The organism is Cupriavidus sp. 96C5-1, assembly GCF_057798855.1.
The window spans coordinates 127,804-148,305 of the sequence record NZ_JBYOJU010000021.1; the positions used below are offsets into that span (position 1 = coordinate 127,804).

The 20,502-nt window shown below is 65.7% G+C and carries 20 protein-coding genes and 3 pseudogenes; 8 read left to right on the forward strand and 15 right to left on the reverse strand.

The genetic code is table 11. The features are described 5' to 3' along the window. Position 1 precedes the first annotated feature (1 nt). The 3 genes from AC3FOF_RS22490 to AC3FOF_RS22500 are packed head-to-tail and all read right to left on the reverse strand — an operon-like array spanning position 2 to position 2,912. Positions 2 to 913, reverse strand: coding sequence for a lipase family protein (locus AC3FOF_RS22490; protein ID WP_488727825.1), 912 nt, complete (start codon positions 911 to 913; stop codon positions 2 to 4). After that, positions 910 to 1,854, reverse strand: coding sequence for a metal-dependent hydrolase (locus AC3FOF_RS22495; RefSeq protein WP_488727826.1), 945 nt, complete (start codon positions 1,852 to 1,854; stop codon positions 910 to 912). The genes AC3FOF_RS22490 and AC3FOF_RS22495 overlap by 4 nt, the downstream gene beginning before the upstream one ends. Beyond that, positions 1,812 to 2,912, reverse strand: a complete 1,101-nt coding sequence (locus AC3FOF_RS22500) for an acyltransferase family protein (RefSeq protein WP_488727827.1) — start codon at positions 2,910 to 2,912, stop codon at positions 1,812 to 1,814. The genes AC3FOF_RS22495 and AC3FOF_RS22500 overlap by 43 nt, the downstream gene beginning before the upstream one ends. 154 nt (positions 2,913 to 3,066) lie before the next feature. On the opposite strand from AC3FOF_RS22500, the gene AC3FOF_RS22505 reads away from it, so the two are divergent. Genes AC3FOF_RS22505 through AC3FOF_RS22515 form a run of 3 tightly spaced genes read left to right on the forward strand, consistent with a single transcriptional unit; the run spans position 3,067 to position 6,702 of the window. After that, entirely contained in the window at positions 3,067 to 3,990 is a 924-nt protein-coding gene (locus tag AC3FOF_RS22505; protein ID WP_488727828.1) for a fatty acid desaturase, read from the forward strand. Beyond that, the gene (locus AC3FOF_RS22510) at positions 3,990 to 5,576 is read left to right on the forward strand and encodes a GH3 family acyl-acid amido synthetase (protein ID WP_488727829.1); all 1,587 of its coding nucleotides are present in this window, start codon (positions 3,990 to 3,992) and stop codon (positions 5,574 to 5,576) included. Before AC3FOF_RS22505 ends, AC3FOF_RS22510 begins: the two co-directional genes overlap by 1 nt. Positions 5,577 to 5,580: 4 nt before the next feature. Next, positions 5,581 to 6,702, forward strand: a complete 1,122-nt coding sequence (locus tag AC3FOF_RS22515; RefSeq protein WP_488727830.1) for a Rieske 2Fe-2S domain-containing protein — start codon at positions 5,581 to 5,583, stop codon at positions 6,700 to 6,702. A 51-nt stretch (positions 6,703 to 6,753) separates the two neighbouring features. Here the strand turns inward: AC3FOF_RS22515 and AC3FOF_RS22520 are convergent, their stop codons facing one another. The 5 genes from AC3FOF_RS22520 to prpR form a co-directional block, all read right to left on the reverse strand. Then, a complete protein-coding gene (locus tag AC3FOF_RS22520) occupies positions 6,754 to 6,996 on the reverse strand; it encodes a hypothetical protein (RefSeq protein WP_488727831.1) in 243 nt (80 codons plus the stop codon). A gap of 50 nt (positions 6,997 to 7,046) precedes the next feature. Next, entirely contained in the window at positions 7,047 to 7,583 is a 537-nt protein-coding gene (locus AC3FOF_RS22525) for an RNA polymerase sigma factor (RefSeq protein ID WP_488727832.1), read from the reverse strand. A gap of 2 nt (positions 7,584 to 7,585) precedes the next feature. After that, positions 7,586 to 7,906 (reverse strand): YgaP family membrane protein, encoded by a 321-nt coding sequence (locus tag AC3FOF_RS22530; protein ID WP_488727833.1) that lies wholly within the window; start codon positions 7,904 to 7,906, stop codon positions 7,586 to 7,588. Between the two features lie 343 nt (positions 7,907 to 8,249). Then, a complete protein-coding gene (locus AC3FOF_RS22535) occupies positions 8,250 to 9,200 on the reverse strand; it encodes a fatty acid desaturase (protein ID WP_488727834.1) in 951 nt (316 codons plus the stop codon). A gap of 102 nt (positions 9,201 to 9,302) precedes the next feature. After that, complete coding sequence (prpR, locus tag AC3FOF_RS22540) at positions 9,303 to 11,258, reverse strand: propionate catabolism operon regulatory protein PrpR (RefSeq protein WP_488727835.1); 1,956 nt, start codon at positions 11,256 to 11,258, stop codon at positions 9,303 to 9,305. 187 nt (positions 11,259 to 11,445) lie between these two features. Here prpR and AC3FOF_RS22545 point away from each other — a divergent pair, with 187 nt between their 5' ends. Next, positions 11,446 to 12,333: an isocitrate lyase/PEP mutase family protein gene (locus AC3FOF_RS22545; protein ID WP_488727836.1), complete on the forward strand. Its 888-nt coding sequence runs from the start codon at positions 11,446 to 11,448 to the stop codon at positions 12,331 to 12,333. Between the two features lie 65 nt (positions 12,334 to 12,398). Here the strand turns inward: AC3FOF_RS22545 and AC3FOF_RS22550 are convergent, their stop codons facing one another. Beyond that, complete coding sequence (locus AC3FOF_RS22550) at positions 12,399 to 12,956, reverse strand: NADPH-dependent FMN reductase (RefSeq protein ID WP_488727848.1); 558 nt, start codon at positions 12,954 to 12,956, stop codon at positions 12,399 to 12,401. Between the two features lie 70 nt (positions 12,957 to 13,026). Next, the gene (locus AC3FOF_RS22555) at positions 13,027 to 13,713 is read right to left on the reverse strand and encodes an alpha/beta fold hydrolase (protein ID WP_488727837.1); all 687 of its coding nucleotides are present in this window, start codon (positions 13,711 to 13,713) and stop codon (positions 13,027 to 13,029) included. Between the two features lie 54 nt (positions 13,714 to 13,767). Between AC3FOF_RS22555 and AC3FOF_RS22560 the strand changes: the two genes are divergently transcribed. Then, positions 13,768 to 14,013 carry a hypothetical protein gene (locus AC3FOF_RS22560; protein ID WP_488727838.1) on the forward strand — a complete coding sequence of 82 codons (246 nt, stop codon included), beginning with the start codon at positions 13,768 to 13,770 and terminating at the stop codon, positions 14,011 to 14,013. Here AC3FOF_RS22560 and AC3FOF_RS22565 read toward each other — a convergent pair. The 3 genes and pseudogenes from AC3FOF_RS22565 to AC3FOF_RS22575 form a co-directional block, all read right to left on the reverse strand. Next, positions 13,994 to 14,635 (reverse strand): DUF6869 domain-containing protein, encoded by a 642-nt coding sequence (locus AC3FOF_RS22565; RefSeq protein WP_488727839.1) that lies wholly within the window; start codon positions 14,633 to 14,635, stop codon positions 13,994 to 13,996. The two genes, AC3FOF_RS22560 and AC3FOF_RS22565, sit on opposite strands and share 20 nt — an antisense overlap. Positions 14,636 to 14,778: 143 nt before the next feature. Beyond that, positions 14,779 to 15,057 (reverse strand): annotated as a pseudogene (locus tag AC3FOF_RS22570) (P-loop NTPase family protein); the annotation flags it as partial. 52 nt (positions 15,058 to 15,109) lie between these two features. Continuing rightward, positions 15,110 to 15,565 (reverse strand): DUF3995 domain-containing protein, encoded by a 456-nt coding sequence (locus AC3FOF_RS22575; protein WP_276265176.1) that lies wholly within the window; start codon positions 15,563 to 15,565, stop codon positions 15,110 to 15,112. A gap of 160 nt (positions 15,566 to 15,725) precedes the next feature. Between AC3FOF_RS22575 and AC3FOF_RS22580 the strand changes: the two genes are divergently transcribed. Genes AC3FOF_RS22580 through AC3FOF_RS22590 form a run of 3 tightly spaced genes read left to right on the forward strand, consistent with a single transcriptional unit; the run spans position 15,726 to position 18,378 of the window. Further along, positions 15,726 to 16,658 (forward strand): aldo/keto reductase, encoded by a 933-nt coding sequence (locus AC3FOF_RS22580; protein WP_488727840.1) that lies wholly within the window; start codon positions 15,726 to 15,728, stop codon positions 16,656 to 16,658. Positions 16,659 to 16,667: 9 nt separating this feature from the next. After that, positions 16,668 to 18,011 (forward strand): NTP/NDP exchange transporter, encoded by a 1,344-nt coding sequence (locus tag AC3FOF_RS22585; RefSeq protein ID WP_488727841.1) that lies wholly within the window; start codon positions 16,668 to 16,670, stop codon positions 18,009 to 18,011. 13 nt (positions 18,012 to 18,024) lie between these two features. Further along, the gene (locus AC3FOF_RS22590; RefSeq protein ID WP_488727842.1) at positions 18,025 to 18,378 is read left to right on the forward strand and encodes a hypothetical protein; all 354 of its coding nucleotides are present in this window, start codon (positions 18,025 to 18,027) and stop codon (positions 18,376 to 18,378) included. A gap of 141 nt (positions 18,379 to 18,519) precedes the next feature. Here AC3FOF_RS22590 and AC3FOF_RS22595 read toward each other — a convergent pair. After that, positions 18,520 to 18,684: pseudogene (locus AC3FOF_RS22595) on the reverse strand (IS5/IS1182 family transposase); the annotation flags it as partial. Positions 18,685 to 18,968: 284 nt separating this feature from the next. Then, a pseudogene (locus AC3FOF_RS22600) lies at positions 18,969 to 20,502 on the reverse strand (hypothetical protein); the annotation flags it as partial.

Below are 20,502 nucleotides of genomic sequence, written 5' to 3' on the forward strand. Positions count from 1 at the left end.
GTCATCCGCCTTGCGAGCCGGGCCTGCCCGCATGCAGCACTTCGGCCAGCGCCAGCCAGAAGCGTCCGGCATCGAAACCCAGCCCGCCCAGCACCGGCTGGCCGTGGTCCAGGTGCGGCAGGCACACCTGCGGCATGCCGGCCAGTACCTGATGTTCGAGATAGAACTGCCCGTCGTGCGCGCAACCGGGGCGGCGCGCATTCAGCCGCGCATGGTGGGCGTCGAAACGCGAACTGCGCTCGATCGACCAGCTGACCGCGTGCACGCAGTGCAACTCGCGCGGCAGCCTCGCGAGCATCTCCGCGACGCTGGGATCGCGGCGGCTACTGATGTCGCGCGTGCCGTCGGCCACCCAGCGTGTGCGCAGCAAAGGGCGTGCGACGCGGTCCTTCCAACTCGGCCCGCCTGGCGCCGGTGTCGCACCCCAGCCCATGATGTCGTCGACGATCGACGCCGGACCCACCGGCGGCTGAACCAGCGCGACCCCGTCGCAGCGCGCGCGCAGCGCAGGGGCGCCGTCCAGTGCCGCGAGCATGTCGATGCCGCCCTTGCTGTGCGTAAGCGCGACGAACCGCTCACCGCCGCGCAAGCGCTTGTGGAGCGTCGCTGCGATGTGCTTGCCTTGCGCCACCACGCCGCGCGACGAGCGCATCGGCAACCGCAGCACGCTGTAACCCGCCTGCCGCAGCGCGAGCACCGCATCGCGATGGCAGCGCGGCAACCCCTCTGAGTACAGCCCGGCCACAAGGACCACGACGGTCGCCCGTGGCAGGTCCGTGCGCGCGCGCTTCCAGCAATCGACATAGCGCCCGGTCCAGTCGAGGCCCTCCCCTGCCCGCGCGAACGGCGTAGCCGGATAGTGCTGGCGCCACTCGTCAAAGCCGTGGGGTGTCCAGGACTGCCTTGCTGTCATAGCGGGTCTCGCGTATCGGGCGCTGCGGCGATGGTTTGCCGTTGTCCATCAAGATGGCGGCGGGCGACCTCCAGCACCGCCCGGCTGTCGATCCGGTTGGGATGAAACCAAGGGGCGAACCAGAACAGCCACGCCGGCAGCACGCGCGTAAATACGCCGGGATGTACGAACAGCCACCATTGAAGGCGCCCCCATTCGCGCCAGTTGGCGCGTTGCCTGTCACAGGCGGCAAGGCGATACATGAAATAGACCAGATCGATCACGAAATACACCGATACGCCCAGCATCGCGCCGCAGCGAACCAGATACCTGCGCAACGGGTTGGATCCGATTGCCCTGAAGACATCGAACGCGACGGCCTTGTGCTCGGTTTCCTCGATCGCGTGCCATTGCCAGATCGCGGCCATTTCCGGATGGGCGCCGTCGAGCATGTCGGGGTGGCGCAGCAACTGGTCGGCAAGGATGGCGGTATAGTGCTCGAGACACGCTGTCAGCGCCAGCCGCATGGCCGGCGAGGCAACCCGCAGGCTGTTCTGCTGGCGACGCCTGATCAGTGCCTCGAGCTCGTCGACGGGCGCGCCCTGGGCGGCCAGCCGCTGGTTGTAGAGCCGGTGCTCGCGGATATGGGTCGCTTCCTGGTGGATGAAGCCTGCAACATCGGCCGCAAGCGGCGTCCCGGCGGGTATCTCGCCGCGAAAGTGCTTCACGCTATCGATGAAGAACTTCTCGCCGAGTGGAAACATGATGGAGAAGGCATCGAAAAAACGCGTGACATGGACCCAGCCCCGGTACCAGTAGCGCGGCACGGTGGCGTCGAGCGTGAAGCGCAGATCGCGGTGCGGGATGTCGGTGGGCGGCGTCACTGCGCCGGTAGCGCGCGAGCGCTTGCTGAAGAAGCTCATATCGATCGGGTTGCCGGGCGCGTAAGCCGCTTGCCCCATTGCATGCCTGGTTGCTCCAGAAAGCGGTGCGAGAGTGTACCAACGAACAGGATCAGGACCACCGAGCCGAGGCCAGCCGCGGCCAGCCACGGCCCCGGGAGCGTTGCCGGACCGCCGGCGCGCCATAGCATTTCATGGATGACAAGCAGGACGGGAAGGTGGCAGAGATAGATCGAATAGGCACGCTCGCCGAGCCAGCCAAATACCGCCGACAGGCGGCTCATCCGCGCGGCGCCGCGATGATCGCAGGCAGCCATCCAGACGAGGCCGGCAGCGCTGAGCGCGATGACGCCAATGGGATGGCGTGCCGAGATCAGCGGTGCGCATACGATGCCCACGTACAGCGCAAGCGTGACGGGCGCCACGAGCCCATGCCTGCGCATGATCGCCGCCACGCGCAGCGATGCCGTGCTCCGGCACAGCGCGTGCACCGCTACGCCAAGCACGAGCGCGTCGATGCGCAGGAACCAGCGCAGATCGAACGCATGGAATGGCAGCGCATTGAGCATCAATACGCCCGCAAGCAAAACGATTGCCAGGGTGCGCAGCCGCATGACAAGCAATGCCGTGGCGAGCAGAGCGTAGAACTGCTCCTCGAGCGACAGGCTCCAGTAACTGCCGGTCAGTTGCGGCAGTCCGCACCCCGCGGCCGTGCCGCTGGCGTGGCAATTGGCCCAGAACAGGTTGGCATAGCCGAACGCGCCGGCGATCGCACCGCGCAACTCGGCTGCGGGCTGCAAATGGCCGAATGCGGCCAGGGCAAAACCGAGCGCCACGCTGATCGCGAGCCATGTCCAGGCGGCGGGCAGCAGCCGGCATAGCCGCCGGATCCAGAATGCACGCCACATCGCACCATCGATGCGATCGGCAGCGCCGCCGGCCAGCAAGGAGCGGCTGATCACGAAGCCCGATATGGCGAAGAAAAGGTCGACACCACCCCAGAGCGACAGGCTCCCGACCGCGGCTCCTGCCTGGGGAAATGCCATCGCGTAATGCTGCATCAGCACCAGCGTGATCGCGATGCCCCGCAATGCCTGAATGCCCGGCAACCTTGGCAAGGCCACCGCGCAACGCGATCCGGCTGCCAGCTCCGGCTCGTGCCGCGGCGCCGCCGGAGCGCTTCCCAGCCCGCGCCGATTGGATGAAACAGATGTATCCGATGTATCCTTCGCGTACATCAAGCCGCCTATCTCCTGTACGCCCACACCCTATATGCAAGACAGCGCCGCGCAATCGCACCGTTTCGACCTGGCTAACCTCGTTGTGCTGGCCCTGCAGACCGCAGGATGGGCCGGGACGCTCACGTGGTTGTCCAATACCGGCGCAGGTCCGCTGAAATGGCTGGTCCTGATCCCGTTCTGCCTGCTCATGCAGGGTGTATTCTCGATGATGCACGAGACTTTTCACGGCTTCGGGCATCGTCGGAAAAACGCAAATTATACGATGATGTGGTGGGCTTCCACGATGTTTGGCGCCTCTGCCACGCTGATTCACATCAACCACCTCGGACACCACGTACGTAACCGTACGCGTGCCGAGCGGGCCGACTTCGCAAGTCCCGGCGAATCGCTGCTGCGCAAGCGGCTCGAGTACTACGCGGCGATTCTCGGCGGCATCTGGCTCGGCGGATTCATCGGCAGCATCGTGCTGGCGCTGCTGCCGGCCGGTGTCGCGAGCCACTGGTCCAGGCGCGGCGACGACAATACCTACGCTGCCGCGTTCAAGGATTTTTCCTTGCGCGATTTCCGGCGCATCCGCGTCGAAGTGATAGCCGGCGCTGCTGCGTGGTTGCTGGCGGGCTGGCTCCTCGACTGGAAGCCGCTGGTGGTGGCGATCGCCTATGCGGCATTCGCCTTTTCGTGGTCATCGCTGCAATGGGTCTATCACATGCGCACGCCGCTCGACGCGGTCGAGGGTACCTACAATATGCGCGCACCGCTCCTCGTGCGCTGGGCATTCCTGAACTTCAACTACAACCTGACGCACCACCGGCGGCCGGCGCTGCGCTGGCAGCAGTTGCATAGCGCGTCGAACGCGGCCGAAACGCGCCCGCTCTGGTTCGGCTGGCTGCAGATATTCCTGCCGCCGCAACCGCTGCCGGACGATCTTGCGCAACTCGACAAGACCTACTTCTGATGCGCCCGGACCCAAACGACACGCAAGCGGCATGGCGGACGTTCTCCGCTGCCGCGCAACCCGCGCTCGACAGGTGGCAGGCCGCGCTCGAAGCCCCGGCCGCAACCCAGGAACGGGTGCTGGCGCGGCTGCTGGCGGACAACCGCGAGTCGGCGTTCGGACGCGCGCATGGCTTTGCCCGAATCGCCGGCCCCGCGCAGTTTCGCGAGCGCGTCCCGGTTCACTCCCATGCCGGGCTGCTGCCATGGATCGATCGGGCCCTGCGCGAATCGCAGCCGGTGCTGACCGTGCAGCCTCCACGCTTCTTCGAGCGCACGAGCGGCAACGGCGCACAGCAGAAACTGATTCCATATACACCGGACTTCCTCGGCGAGATGCAACGCGCACTGACGATCTGGCTGGCGGACCTGTATCGCCAGTTGCCGGAGATCGGCGCGGGACGTGCCTACTGGTCGATGTCGCCGCCCTTGCAGATGCCGTGCCATGCGCCCAACGGCATCCCGATCGGTTCGGCAAGCGACCTGGACTATCTCGCCGGCAGCCCGGTCGCCGGGCTCGCGCCGACGCTGGTCGTCCCGCCGCTCGCCAACGACGCATCCGCCTGGCGCAGGCAGACGCTGCTCGCGCTGCTGGCCGCGGACGATCTGGCATTCATTAGCGTATGGAGCCCGACCTTCCTGACCAGCCTGCTGCGCCCATTGTTCGATGCCGGCGATCCGGCGCATGCCGGGACGCTTGCGTGGCTCGACACGGCCCTGCCCGCTCCGCGCCAGGCCGCGCTGCGGCGGGCGCTGGCTGCCGGAACCTGCGACGGCCTGTGGCCGCGGCTCGCCGCGGTGAGCTGCTGGATGGATGGCCCCAGCCAGACCTACGCGGCGCACCTGCGCGAGCGCTTCCCGCATGTACGCTGGCTACCCAAGGGCCTGTTCGCGACGGAGGGGGTGGTCAGCCTGCCGTTTGGCCATGGCGAGGGCTGTCCGCTCGCTATCGAAAGCCATTTCCTGGAATTCCTGCTCGACGACGGCAGCGTGTGCGATGCCGCCGCATTGCGGCCGGGCGATACCGCGCAGGTCATCCTGACCACCGGCGGCGGCCTGTACCGCTATGCGCTGGAGGACCGCGTGCGCGTCACCGCGCTGGCAGGCCGCACGCCGCGCATCGGATTCGTCGGGCGAGCGGGAGCGCACAGCGACCTGGCCGGCGAGAAGCTGGACGAGGACACACTGGGCGCCGTGCTGGCGGCGACCGTCGACGCGCGCGACCATGCGTGTCTGGTGCCGTGTGCGTCGGCCGAGCCGCCGCACTACGTGCTGCTGGTCGCCAGTGCCGGACAGCGTGACGCCGAAGCGCTGCGCGCATCGGTCGAAGCTGCGCTGACGCGCTCGTTCCACTACGCGCACGCGCGCCGTCTATGCCAGTTGGGACCGCTGCGCGTGCGCCTGCTCGCCGGACCGCCCGCGCGGCTTGCCGACGCGCTCCAGCAAGCGGCCGAGCAGACCGGCATCCGCGCGGGCGACGTGAAGCCCCGTATACTCATCAATCGACTTGCCACCGCGAATGCCCTCCTCGCCCTCACCGACGCCTGACATCATGTCGAATCCAGGCCGCGAAACGGACCATATGGCCGCCTGCCGGCCCGCCGCCGCTGCCGCTGAAGAACCCCGCGACGGGTTGCACGAGCAATGGTTCGTCGCCTGCACGAAAAGCGAGTTGCGGCCGAACAAGCCGCTCGGTGTGAAGATCCTCGGCCTTGGCATTGTCCTGTTTCGTCAGCGCAACGGCGACGTAACCGCGCTCATCGACCAGTGCGTGCATCGCGGCACGCGCCTGTCCGCCGGCAAGCTTGCGGACGATTGCCTCGTATGCCCATATCATGGCTGGCGCTACGATGCGCAGGGCCGTGTCGTGCATATCCCCACCATCGACGGCGTGCGGCCCGGGCCCACGCCGGCCGACTATCCGTTCCGCCAGAGGCAGCTCTCCGTGCGCGAGCAGGATGGCTTGATCTGGGTGTATCCCGGTACCGGCGACGCATCCGCAAGGCAGGCATTCCGCATGCCGTTCCATGCGGACGAGCAGTGGCAATCGTATTTCATGGTGAACAGTTTCGATGGCGACATCGGCATGCTGGCGCAGAACTTCATGGACGTGCCGCATACGGTCTTCGTGCACGACGGCATCTTCCGCTCGAGCCGTGGCAGCGCGATGGAAGCAACGGTGGCATTGAAGGCGGAAAGCGTCGAGGTCACCTATCACGACGAACACGACAAGATCGGCATGATGGACTGGCTCACCAACCCGCGCCGCGAGCCGCTGGTCCATACCGACCGCTTCTTTGCGCCCAATGTCACTCGCTGCGACTATCTCTGGGGCAGCCAGTCAGGCTTTCTGATCGTCAGCCAGATCACGCCGATCGACGCGCGGCGCTCGCGTGTCTATACCTACATCGCGTACCGCTTCGCGCTACCGCGCTGGCTGCTGCGCGCGCTGCGGCCACTTCTCCATCTCTACACGCACGTAGTGATCCAGCAGGATGTGCGGATCATGCGGGCACACCGGCAAGGACTCGACAACGCGCCTGGCTTCAAGCCACACAACGTGCGCGCCGACGTGGTGCATGTGGGAATCGAGCGCTTGCTGGCCGCCATCCGGCAAGGAGAAGCACTGCCCGAAGCGGAGCGCGGCGAGAAGCTGATGCGTTTCGAGCTTTAGAGGGCAAGAGTCAAGAAACGGAACTGGACGCTTGCCCAATACCTTCTCCGCTCAATTTTCAGCCGGGAACTTCGCATCCAGATTGCGAGCTTTACGGTTGGCGACGGTTTCGAACAACCCCACCAACCAACACATCGGGCAACCCCGAAACAGCAGGAATGCGCCGATAAACAGCACGGGAGCAACAAAGACATAGGCTTGTTGGTACGCGCTCAAATACAGCGCCAGGCCAATCAGCACGAAAGCGCCCAGGCCCTTGAGCAGGTGAGCACCGATGGATCGACTGCAGAACATAGCTTTCCCTTCCTATGAATGAGGGCAGGATGGACGCCGCCGCACCGGCATCACGCATCGCCGGCCCAATAGCTGCCAGCCATGAGTTGGTCGCGCATCAGACTGCGGGCGCGATGCAAGCGGCTTTTGACCGCGGCCACGGAGATATTGAGGTGCGTCGCGGTGTCCGGCGCGGACAGTTCTTCGATATCGCGCAAGATCAGGATTTCCCTGTAATGCGCCGGCAACGCAGCAATCGCCACCACCAGATCATGACGCAACTGATGCGGCACCGGCACTTGGTACAACGTTTCCTCAAGCGCTTCCGATAGTGGCACGGTCCTTTTAAAGGCCGAAAACAGCCGAAAACACTCACGCTCGACGATGCGAAACATCCAGGCTGCCAGTGCCGACAGCTTTTGCAGCGTGTGGATCTTGCTGTGCAGCTTCCACAGTGCGACCTGAACCGCGTCCTCAGCGTCTTCACTGGTGGCGCAGGTGCGGCGGGCGAAGCGCCTGAGGTCCGGCTGCATGGCGATGAGCAACTGATCGAGCGCGCGGGCGTCACCCTGAAAGGCAGCTTCCACCAACTGAGCATCGAGTCCCATGATCAGTCGGACCGTTTCAGCTTGCGGCCGAACATGGCGCACATCGGGCAGAAGCCGATAAAGCCGGTGCAGGCAAACACAACGCCAGCGGCCACCGCCACCCATTTGAAGGCAGGTTCTATCGGCATGACGAAGGAGGCGATTACGATAACCAAGCCGATGCACAAGCGCAGTGCGCGCTCCCATTTTGGAAGATTCTTCTGAAAAAACATATAACCTCTCTTGTGGTTGAAGGACAGCGTTCCTATAGGGTAGGAGGCGGCCAGCACCGCAAAGGATTCAAGGATTTCTGTTTTTTTTTCGTCGTTCCAACTGCCGCCCAATGCAAGCGCCAGTTACAGCCTGGTTTCCAGGACTTTGGCCCGGTTTTGCAGCAGGCAACTCTCGACCGCTAGCTACGCTGCGTCGCGGTAGTCACATGGCTTGCGCACCCAGCCGCCTCCAGCGACGCTTGCTGGGTGCGTATCGACACGTTGGCAGCTAGGACTAGAGTTTTAGGCATGGCGACTCTCTTTGCGGAGAAGTGGCCAGCGCGGGATGTCATTTGCCGCCTTCGGGCACCACTCGGTCAACCACCCGCAGTGCGACTATGGCGACCGGCAGTATCGTCCCGAGCAGGAAGAAGCTGTCGCTGCAATAGAGCGGCTTGGGGACCTTGCCCGAGTCTCAGCCTCCCGGCCTGGATGCGTGGAGACGGCTGACCAGATGCCGATGCACCGCAGGCAGATGCTCAAGTGCGAGCGCCGGGTACACGTGATGGACCTGATGAAAGCCGATGTTGCGCGGAAACAGGACCAGTTTCCCCAGCCACCCGAAATGCCAGGTATGGGTCATCGCCCATACCCCTTCCTGGGAGCGCTCGCCGCTCACCACGTGATCATGCTCGATCAGCACGCGATTCGCATTCATGATGCCGCCCAGGATCCACGGCAGCCCGTAATACGCGAAAAACGGCAGCTGCCAGTACACCACGACCGCAATCGCGAACAGATAAGCCGCGCAATGCGGCAGATCGTTGCGCGCGCACGCAATGATCTCGGGATGATGACGCAGGTCGCGTTTAGCGCGCTCCTGCAGGAAGCCACGCGCATACCATGGACGAAACGCCGGCCAGGCCAGCGCGAGCGGCGCGGTCAGCGCGCGCAATGGCCACCAGATGGGCAACAGGGCCCCGCGCAGCATCATCGCGCGCTTGATCCAGCCGCCGCGCGCGGCAAGGCGGTGCAGGTACGGGTCTTCAGGCGTGCAGACCGCGCGGTGATGGCGCAGATGGTGATAGCGCATCGCGGCGATCGTCGAACCGATCGGCCAGCCGGCCAGCACTTCGACGATGGCAAGCGGCATGGTCCTGCGGCGCGACGGCAGGTGGCAGGCATCGTGCAGGATCACGCCGAGCGCCTGCAGGCGTCCCGCGATCAGCAGCACGCCCGCGACATACACGACCGGATCGCGGATCAGTGCCATCGCCGTCCAGCACAGCGCGATGACAAGCCAGTCGGTGCACGCATAGCGCACGAGCCGCCACGGCCTGGCGGATGTGGCAAACGGAAGGACCCGGCACAGTTCTGCGGGCGTGGGAAATACGGACATAGCGGATATTCGGTTGGTGGCGGACATAGGCGGCCATGCGCGGCGAGTGCACATGGTAGCCGGAGTTGCGCCGCACCGGTGCAAATGGACGCGGTGGCGTCTCCGCAGGACACCCTCGGCAAGCCGGGCCTACCCTCCCGTTTTCAGCATCCGCCACAGCGTGGTGCGTCCGATCCCCAGTTGCCTGCTGGCCTCGGCGCGGTTGCCGCCGGCTTGTTCGAGCGCGCGCAGTACGTCGGCCCGTGTCGGCGCTGGCCGCTGCGCATCATTGCCGCCTGTCGGCGGCTGGTGACGCATTCGCTCGAACTCCGGAAAGACCGCGCGAATCTCCTGCACGGACCCGGCCTGCGGATCACCAAGGTAGATCGCCGCGCGGGTCAGCAGGTTCTCCAGTTCGCGCACGTTGCCCGGCCATGCATAGCCGTGGAACAGTGGTGCCAGCAGTTCCAGCACGCGTGCCGTGATTTGGTCCGGCAGGCCATATTGCGCGATGCTTCGCTTTGCCAGGCGATGCGCCAGTTCGGGGATGTCCCCGCGCCGTTCGCGCAGTGCCGGAAGTTCGATCTGCAGCAGGTTCAGCCGGAAGTAGAGGTCTGCGCGAAACTGGCCTTTTGCCACCAGCCCGTGCAGGTCCCGGTGCGTAGCCGCGATGACACGGACATCGACCGGCGTGGCGCGTCCCGAGCCGAGCTTCATCACCTCGCGCTCCTGCAATACACGCAACAGCCGGCTTTGCAGGGCCGCAGGCATCTCGCCGATTTCATCGAGGAAAATCGTCCCGGTGTGGGCGGTCTCGAACAAGCCTGGCCTGCCCCCGCGCCGCGCGCCCGTGAACGCGCCCTCCTCATGCCCGAACAATTCGCTCTCGATCAAGCCTTCCGGCAAGGCCGCGCAATTGAAGGCGACGAAGGGGTTGCCGCGGCGCCCGCTCGCATTGTGGATGCCCTGCGCGACTAGTTCCTTGCCGGTCCCGCTCTCGCCCGTCAGCAGTATGGTCGCGTCGTGCGCCGCGCCGGCACGCGCGAGGCGCCGCACCCTCTCCAGCGCTGCAGAGCTGCCCGTCAGGTCATCCAGGCCGTGCCGCGCGACCAGGTGCGTCGGACGCTGGGTGGTCCGTAACGACCGGTCGATCCGCTGCGCGGCCTGCGCGTCCTGCACCGTCACCACCGAGCCGGTGCGCAGGCCATGTTCGACGATGGGCAGGCAGGCCACGATCAGCGCGCGCCCGCCGATGCGCGCGATCCGTTCTTCGAGCGGGCCTTCGGTGCTGATGGATTCGCGCAGAAAGGGCCCCACCGCTGCCGTCAGCTGGCTCGGGATATCCTTGTCGCCCGCCAGGCCCAGCAGGCCGACCATGGCGGGATTGACGGCCTCGAGCTGTCCGGCGTCGTCGAACGCGGCCACGCCATCGCGCAGATGCGCCACGATGGTGTTCAGGCGCACGCGCTTCGACTCCTTGTGCCGGCTGACCCTTGCCAGCTCGATGGAGCGTTCGAAGGCCTCCTCTACCGCCCCGAGGGAGTACAGGAACACGCTTCCGAGGCCCGCCTGCTGCGCAAAGTCGCACGCCATGCCCGGTCCGATGATGACCGTGCAACCCTCTCCGGCAAGCGATTCGACTGCTCTCCGCACCTCGTCGATCGAGCGGTAGGCGCGCTGGAGGAGATCCACCTTCAGCCAGGCTCTCAAGTCGTCGAGTTCCTGCGAAGCCGTCTCATGCAGGATGAGCCCGATCCGTTCTCCCGGCCAGGCCGAAGCGGCTTGCGCGATCGCGCTGAGCACGTCGAAGCCGTTCACCTTGACCATCACTACCGGCACGCTCAGGTGATCGCGCAGATAGGCGCCGTTCGAGCCCGCAGCGAGCACGACATCCACGGTGCCCGCGTCGACGTATGCCTGCAGGGCGGCGACCGCGGCGCCGTACCCTTCCCGCACCGCAAGGATCTTCGCACGGTCGCCATAGCGCGGCGCCACGGTTTCGCACAAGGCTTGCAGGCGGCTGATGCTGACCAGGGCGATGCCGGGCCGATGCGCGTCGTGCCTCGAAACGGAAGTGAATTGGGAAAGCGTCTGCACGAAAGGCATCCTCCATCTGGACCATGAAACGTTTCTCGAAACGTTTCAAAAAAATAATGAAACATTGTCGCATGGATCAATCGTCGATAAACCGGCATAAGCTATTGATTTATCTTGGAATATGAAGAACCTGGCCACTGGCACGGATTGTGCTGAAAGAGCATTTCCTTAATTCAGAGTCCGGGGGCAAATTGCCATGTCATCTCATTCAGCCATCCGCCGCGCGGCGTTCCGCCGCAAGATCGACGAGCGCAGGGGCCTGCTGGTGCCTGGCGCGTTCAATGCGCTAAGCGCCCGCATCATCGCCGACGCCGGCTTCGAGGCGCTCTACCTGACGGGGGCCGGCGTGACCAATATGTCGTTCGGCCTGCCCGACCTGGCCTTTATCGGCTTGCAAGATATTGCCGAGCATACGGCGCGCGTGCGCGACGCCGTCGATTTGCCGTTGATCGTGGACGCGGATACGGGCTTCGGCAACGCGCTGAACGTACGCCACGCGGTGCGCACGCTCGAGCGTGCAGGCGCGGACGCCATCCAGATCGAGGATCAGGTGCTGCCAAAGAAATGCGGCCACTTTGCCGGAAAGGCAGTGATTTCGACCAGCGAGATGATCGGCAAGCTTCACGCGGCGGTCGATGCGCGGGAAGACAGCAACCTGTTGATCGTGGGTCGCACCGACGCCTGTGCCGGGTACGGCATCGAAGCCGCGATCGAGCGCGGCCATCGCTTCGTCGAGGCAGGCGCCGATGTGCTCTTCATCGAGGCAACCGAGTCGCTCGCCGATATCCAGCGCCTGCCCGCGCTATTCGATACGCCGCAACTGATCAATGTCGTGATCGGCGGTAAAACGCCGACCCTGCCGCGCGACGAGCTCGGCAGATTGGGCTACGGCATCGTGCTGTACGCGAACGCGGCACTGCAGGGCGCAGTACATGGCATGCAGCAGGCGCTGGCCGTGCTGCGCGACAGCGGGCGGCTGGACGAGGATCCGTCGCTGGTCGCATCGTTCAGCGAACGCCAGCGCCTGGTGGACAAGGCGCTGTTCGACCGTCTCGAGCAGCAATACAAGGCCGGCGAAGAATAGCGCCGGAGACCGCCATCGGGCATCGGGCATCGGGCATCGGGTCGAGCGCGCCTCCCGCTGGTCATTCACCGGATGGGAAACGACGCATTCGACGCCAGCTTGTGAAGCACGACCGCATCGTATAGCGCCGCCAGCGCCTCCCGGATCGCCGCGGCGACGCCCGGGCTCGACACCATGCCGTCTTCGTCAAGCTTTGCACCCAGAAGCGGCAAGGTGACGGATGCCGGCTCGATCAGCACCGCGGCCATGGTCCTCAGGGTCTCGCGCAGCGCCGCGTCGGCATGATAGGCACGAGGGGAGGCGTTGAGTACGGCAACCGGCTTGTTGGCGAAAGGCTCGAAGCCAACCAGCCAGTCGAGCGTATTCTTGATGGTCCCCGTGACGCCGTGCGCATATTCCGGGCTAGCGATAAGCAGTGCATCGGCCTGGGCCACCTGGAAGAAAAGGCTGGCGACAGGCTCTGGATAGCTGGCATCAAGGTCCGGGTTGAACAACGGCAAATCCCCAAGGCCGGTGAATACGGTAACAGATACCTCCGGTGGCGCCAGCCTTGCGGCCGCACGCAGCAACGCGGAATTGATGGAGGCAGCGCGCAGGCTTCCGGATAACGCTAGTACTTTCATATTTCCTGTGTCGGCCAAGCGATGCCGATTGGCGATATGGATTGGAGATGTGGATTGGCTGTACTGATTGTCAGCGGAATCGTCGATCCGAAAGCCACCCGCGGGCGATGACCGTGGTAGCCTCCGGGCGCTCCATCGACGGAAAATGGCCGCATCCGGCAAGCGCTTCGAAGCGGACGTCCGGCAGGATTCGCGCCAGCCGCTGCCCGACCTCGATTGGAACGAAGGTGTCGGCCGCCCCCCATATCAGGAGCGTGGGCACCGCCGCCGAAGCCATTGTGCCCCAGTGATCGCGCCTGGTCAGCGCCGCGTCCGATTGCCGTGCGAAGATTTCCTGGCCAACGTCCCGCGCCATCCTGGTGAACATCGCCCGGGAAGCCTGGTCCTCCGGCGGAATCGCCTTCTCCGCGAACTCCCGTATCACCACGTTGTGCTCGCCCTGCCGGATTCTTGCGCTGGTCAGGCGCACGCCAGCCGGATCCGGGTGCGCGCCGGGGTTGCAGTTCATCAGCCAGAGGCCGGCCACGCGGTCTGGCGCTTTCGCGCAGATTTCCATCGCGAGGCATCCGCCGTAGGCGGTGCCGGCAAGCAGGAATCGGCCGCGAACCTGGGATAGCAGGCGTTCGGCGCTCGCCGCGAACGATGCCTCGGCAAGCACTGCGGCCATGGGGTCGACCATGTCCGACAGCGCGTCGATTTGCGCTTGATACAAACGCGCGTCGCAGGGCATGGCAGGCAGGAATACCAGGGGAAGCATTGCGGTCGGTGCGAGCATGGCGGCGGAAACGCGATTCTACTGCGTGCGGTCGACATGCCGCTTCTCCCGATCGCACGCTCGGGCGAGCCGCCCTCCCCACCCAAGGCGTTCCAGATACCCAACGGCGGCACCGTGGCGGGCCACAAGGTGCAGATCTTCAGCAAGGACACCACCGGCCTCGCGCCCGGCGTGGTCAAGCGGCTGGCGCAGGCGCTGGCGGTACGCATGGAGAAAACCGGCGGCGAACTCTACAACGTGGAATTCGACAAATTCGACAATTTCAAGGATCCAGGCGAGTAGGCTCGGGCGAGCGGCGTGGCCCCCCTCTGCCGCGCCGGCGAGGGGGCGGCTCCGGCTGGCTTCCGGGCATCTGCGGGGCCTGGCTCGCCTGGGATGGGGGCCGCGCGATACGGGCCGCCATCTTCTGAGCCACCTCTGGCAATGCGGCGCCGGTGCCTGCGGCAGCGGCCGGCAGTTGTCCCTTCGCCGCCTCCGATGCCGGCAGGCTGTAGCAAATCCACATTGCGCGCTGCGGCACTTCATTGAAATTGCTGTCGCTGGCCGCCAGTACCCGCGCCCACACCTGCGGCGTGGAACTGCGCCAGACGCCGCAGAGCAGGCGCCGGAAACGCGAGTCGCGCCCGGCCTGTTGCTCGATGCGTTCGATAAACGCCGGGCCGTGGTATTCAATCAGGTCTTCCAGCTCGCCGGCTGCCAGGGCGGCGAGCACCCTGGGGCTATCGGTGCGCTCCAGTATCTCCAGCACCAGTTGCCATAAACCCTCGGGATCGTTGACGCAGAGCCAGTCGCAGGCCTGCCAGACCCAGAACGAGCGCACTTCGTGCCGGCCGATGGCCGGGTCGTAGCGGCTGTAACGCCTGATATAGGCATTGACCAGCCGTTTTTGCTCATGGGTTTCCATAGTCCCCCGCAACTGCCCGTCAGCAAGTAAGCCCAGCCTGATAAACGATCGCCGCGCTATCGCCGGCGCGGCGCACGCCTGGAATCGATCGCTGGCGATCCCCGGCCATCGCCTGGCCCGGGCTGGCCACGCCGGAACCTGGCTCAGGCGACGGCCAGCAACCTGACCAGCCCACCGTCGTCCGCCAGCAGCTCCGCACTGTTCGACTCGTGCCCCCCTGGCCGGAGCGGGCACCATTGCGCGACGGGTCATGTCCAGTGCCGGATGCGCGCGCTGCTCCACGACGATTCCGCCATGCCGCCCTCGTCCATGAGCCTGCGGATCACGCGCTGCAATTCCTGAACAATAATAGGCGCCAAACCTTCCATTGGTTCGTTGAGCAACAGAGGGACCGGGTTAACCATGAGCGCATGGGCTATCGCCTGCCGAAGGTCGACCGTGCCCTGCTCCAGCACGCCGGCACGAATGCAACGATCAGGGCGCGGCAATCGCCACGTAGGCCAGGCCGGCGCCCAGCGCCAGGCAGAGCGGCGAGTACACCCGCGTATCCAGCCGGGCGAACGGCGAGCCGGTGATGCGCTTGAAGAACCCGACCAGCCGGAAATCGCCAACCGCCCTGGCCAGCATCAGCACCGCAACCACGCCAATGGCCCATTGCAACGCTTGCCCGGTGTACGGCGCCGAGGCCAGGCCGGCGCGTGCCCAAACCATGCCGGCGACGGCCGCCAGCGCTGCCGCCACCAGCAGCGTGCCGCCCCGCGAGGGCGTGAAGGCCGGAACCATGTCTGGCCCGGCCGGCCCGCGCGCAGCCTCGGGGGAACGCGGGACGCGCGGGATCGCCGCGTCCTTGCCCAGTTCGCCGCCCAGCACCCAATAAACGTGGATGCAGGCAAGCAGCAGATAGATGCAGGCAATGACGAGAGCGACCATGGCGGCGGGATTCTTATCTGTGAGAAGATGGCTGGCACGACGCCCGTGAGCTTAGACCAGCCGAGCCGGGTGTGCGCGTCCAGTGACGATATGCCGCAGCCCGGCCACCGCCGTCGCCACCGTAGCGCTATCATCCGCGCCCGCAAGCAAGGAGATCGCCATGTCACCCGATCGACGCCGCATCATTGGCCGCAGTGCCCGCCTGGCCGCCGCGCTGGGCCTGGCCTGCGCCGCCTGGCCCGCCGGCTCCCTGGTCGCGGTACCTGCTCCAGCCCCCTGGCGCCGCCCGCTCCCCGGCAGCCGGGACACGCTGCCGGTGATCGGCCTGGGTACGGCCAACACCTTCGATGTCGGCCCGGAACCTGTCGAACGCGCGCCGCTGGCCGAGGTACTGGCCCTGCTGCTGCAAACGCCCGGCGCGGTGATCGACACGGCGCCCAGCTACGGCAGCGCGGAAACCGTCACCGGCGACCTGCTGCAACAGGCCCACGCCCGCGGCAAGGTGTTCCTGGCCACCAAGATCTCGGCCTCCGCCGGCAGCGCGGCGCAGGCGCAGTGGGCGCAGTCGCTGCGTGCCCTGCGCAGCGATACCGTCGATTTGCTGCAGGTACACAACCTGATCGACTGGCGCGGCAACCTGCGCTTTGCGCGCCAGCTCAAGGAACAGGGCAAGACGCGCTATATCGGCATCACCCACTACCGCGAGGACGCGCACGAGGCACTGGCGCAGATCGTGCGCGGCGAACGCCTGGATTTTGTCCAGCTGAACTACTCGGTGGCCGAGCGCAATGCCGAACGCGCGCTGCTGCCGCTATGCCAGGAGCGCGGCGTGGCGGTGCTGGTCAATCGCCCATTCCAGGACGGACGCCTGTTCCGCGCGGTCAAGGACCGGCCGCTGCCCAACTGGGCCGGCGAGATCGATTGCGCCTCCTGGGCCCAGATCTTCCTCAAATTCATCGTCGGCCATGGGGCCGTGACGACCGCCATCCCGGCTACCGCCAAGCCAAGGAACATGCAGGACAACCTGGGCGCCGGCTTCGGCCGCATGCCGGATGCCCGGCAGCGCGAGCGCATTGCCGCGCTGCTGGCCTGAGGGCATGCCATGGACGGCACCTCGCAAGCGGCGCGGCAAGGCCTCGGCATCCAGCCTGGGGAAGGCGGCGCGCTGGCTGCCGGCTTCCTGTTCTTCTTCTGCCTGTTCGCCAGCTATTTCATGCTGCGCCCGGTGCGGGAAACCATGGGCATCGCGGGTGGTGTGCAGAACCTGCAGTGGCTGTTTACCGCCACCTTCGTGGTGATGCTGGTGGCCATACCCTTCTATGGCCTGTGCAGCGCCCGTGTGCCGCGCCGGCGTTTCGTGCCGTGGGTCTATGCCTTCTTTATCGCCAACCTCGTGGCCTTCGCGCTGGCCACGCGCGCTGCGCCCGACAGCCTCTGGCTGGCGAGGGTGTTCTACGTCTGGCTGTCGGTGTTCAATCTGTTCGTGGTGTCGGTGGCATGGAGCCTGATGGCGGATGTATTCCGGCCCGGCCAGGCACGGCGGCTGTTCGGCCTGCTGGCCGCGGGCGCCAGCGCGGGCGGCCTGGCGGGGCCCTTGCTGGGCGGATGGCTGGTGACGCGCATCGGGCTGACCGGGCTGATGCTGCTGTCGGCCGCGCTGCTGGCCGCCACCCTGCCCGGCGTGGGCTACCTGTTCGGCTGGCGCAGGCGCGCCGGCGCGGGCGTGCCGAAGGCGGACGACCCGGTACCGGCGCAAGACCCGGCCCGCCCCATCGGTGGCGGACTGTGGGCGGGCCTGACGCTGGTGGCACGCTCGCGCTATCTGCTGGGCATCAGCCTGTTCGTGATCCTGCTGGCTACCGCCAGCACCTTCCTCTACTTCGAGCAGGCCCGGCTGGTGGCGCAGACCTTTCCCCACCGCACCCAGCAAACCCAGGTGTTCAGCGCCATCGATGCCATCGTGCAAGCGCTGACCATCCTCGTGCAGGTGTTTTTCTCCGGCCGCATCGCCCGGCGCTACGGCGTGACCTCCCTGCTCGGCGTAGTACCGCTGATGGTGGCTGGGGGCTTCCTGGTGCTGGCGCTGTGGCCCGCCTTCGGCGTGCTGGCCGGCGTGATGGTCCTGCGCCGGGTAGGCGAATACGCCTTGCTGCGTCCTGGGCGCGAAATGCTGTTCACGGTGGTGGATGCGGAAACCAAATACAAGGCGAAGAACGTGATCGACACTGCGGTCTATCGCGCCGGCGACGCCGTCAGCGCCTGGATCAAGACTGCCATCGATGCGTTCTCCGGGCATCCCGCCGTGGTTGCCCTGGCCGGGGCAGCGCTGGCTCTGGCCTGGGCCTGGCTGGGATGGTGGCTGGGGCGGCAGCATGAGAACCGGGCAGGGAATGCGCCTGCCACCGGCAGGCTGGCGCCAGCGGTGCGCGACCGGGGCAGCGACTGACTTGGCGAGGCCGTTGCACGAAGCTGTCTTTGTCCTACACTACGGCTGCCACAGTTTTGCCGATATCGCTTTGCCGATAATGGTGACCGAATATTACACACAAGGAAGCGCGATGAAGGTACGCATGCTGAGCCTGAACGTGGCCGCACTGGCCGCCGCCCTTGCCGTTGGCGGAATCGCCCACGCGCAATTGCCGCCGCCGCAGCCGCAAGCGCCGCAAGGCGAGCGCGCCACGCAGACGCCGCTGCCGCCGCAGCCAGCCCGGCACAAGAAGCATAAGCACAAGCACCACCACCACAAAAAGCAAGCGCAGCCTCAGGCGGCACCGGGCGCGGATGCGCCGCCGCCGCCGCGTCCGGCCCGCTGACCGGGGGGGCATGCCGGCGTTACATCTGCTAACCGTGCGGATATATTGCAGAAACACCTGACTCCTAAGAACGTGTTCAAAGTCTTTTAGTAGAAGCACCAGGAATGCCAAGTGAATGAACTGCAAGCTGGTATTGAATCAGCGCTCGCAGTTCTTCCATAGCCTTCTATTCTTGTCCAACCAGGCGAAGCTGCGCTCCACAATCCAACGCTTGGGCATCACCTTGAAGATATGCAACTCACTGCGCTTGGCGATCTGCACGGTGACCTGCTCACCCAGAGTCTCGCGCGCACCCTGCGCGAAGGGCTGGAAATGGCAGGGACCTCCGTGGCGAAGCCGTCGCCGCATTCCGCCAGTGCCTTGGAGTCATTTGGAAGTAGTCCAGATCAATGCAGGACCTACCTGCAATGCTGGCTACACCGTCGACGTGGAACGCGCGTCGGATGAGTTTTCCGCTACGATCATCAAGTCAATTGATCGCCCAAAAGAGAACAGGGCCAGGTTCACCTCCCGATCGGCTACCGCGTCAGAAAGCGAACCTGATCCCGTTCATGATCGCCGTCGCGATGACGGCATCCCCCTTCGAACGATCAACCGGGCATCACCGCATCCAACGCCTTTTCCCACCAGCTCGCCGGGCTAATCTCGCTCAGGAAGTCGTGAATCGCCGTCAGCTCGGCTTCGACTTCCTGCTGTCGTGCGTAGAGACCGTTTCGTCGGTTGGCTTGATCCGCTGTCGGATACGAGCCGCCGCCACCGCCAAACGGGCCGCTCGGGCCTATGCGGGTCGCCTTTTGCATCTCCTTATCGAGCTTCTTGATGGCCTCATCCAGTTGTTCCGCCTCGCGTTTCAGCTTGCCCTTGCTGGCCAGCAACGCGCCGCGGTCGGCCCGGGCGTGTTGGGGATACCGGGCGCGATAGTCCGGCAGGTGGTCTTGATAGACCGTGCGCCAGCGCAGGTAGCCCCATAGCTCATAGAGCTCACGGCCTTTGTTCTGCGTGGGCCAGGCGTCGTCGGGCACCTTGTCCGGGGGCGGCGTGTTGCCGCCGTGGCGGCGGCGGTAAGCGGCCAGGGTCTCGCGGTCTTTGGAACTCAGCGGCGGCATCGCCGCGACCACCCGACCGGCCGGCCCGACCTGCCGTAGGGGTATCAAGGCGTCCTGTCGCTCCCGTTCCAGCAGTTCACTCATTTGCTCACGCTGCTTGAGAACCCACACATCGTCATCGTCGCCCAGCGGCTTGAACCACGCGCGCGAGTCGTGCATATCCTGCTCGAACAACGCACACACCGCGGCATGGGGATGCGACTTATCGTTCCAGTCGTTCTCGATCGCCTTCCATTGCGTCCACTTGGCCTCCGCTGCGCGCTTGAGGGTGTCGTACAGCAGCACGGCCTGTAGGCCGCTTATCGAGGGGTTGATGCTTGCCACCGGCCCGCCCGGCAGGTCGTCGAAGCCAACAAGCCGCACGGTGTAGCCGGCCGTGGAACCCAGCAACTGGCTGGTCGTCCGGACGAAGAGGTCGAGGTGCAGGATCCCCAGTTCCAGCAACATCCCGAGGTAACCATCCTTGAGCCATGCGCTGTTGCGCGTGCGGACCCAAGTGTCCGCCTGTTGCAGCCGCGTCCATTCTTCCTGTAGTTCTTCGTCGGCGCACACAAGGTCGGCCCGGTCTTGCGGGGTGCTTTTTTGAACCTCGGGCAGCTGCGCTTGCTGGCCCAGGCGAAAGCGCCGCCAGTGCACAAAGAGCCGGTAGTGGCACTGAATCAAGGTTTGGGTGGTGTCCTTGCCGGGGCTGGCCTTGCCGCGCACCTGCACGAGGTAGGCGTTGAAGCGCGCGATCAGGTTTGCGTCCACCGCGAAGGCGTTGCGCAGCTGGGCCGGCGCCTTCGCCAGGTCCATCAGCGGCACGCCGGCCACCAGGGCGGCGCGGTACATATGGCACAAGGGGATCTGCGACAGCTTGGCGTTATCGTCGACGCCGCGGCCTTGCTCCCCGGGCCGGTAGCCGCCGCCGACGTCCGAATGCACGCCGGGGTAGACCACTTCCTCCACGTTGGGGCCGGAGGCCACGTCCACCGGAAACGAGCCGCGCACCTCGTGCCCCGACACCAGGTGCAGGCAG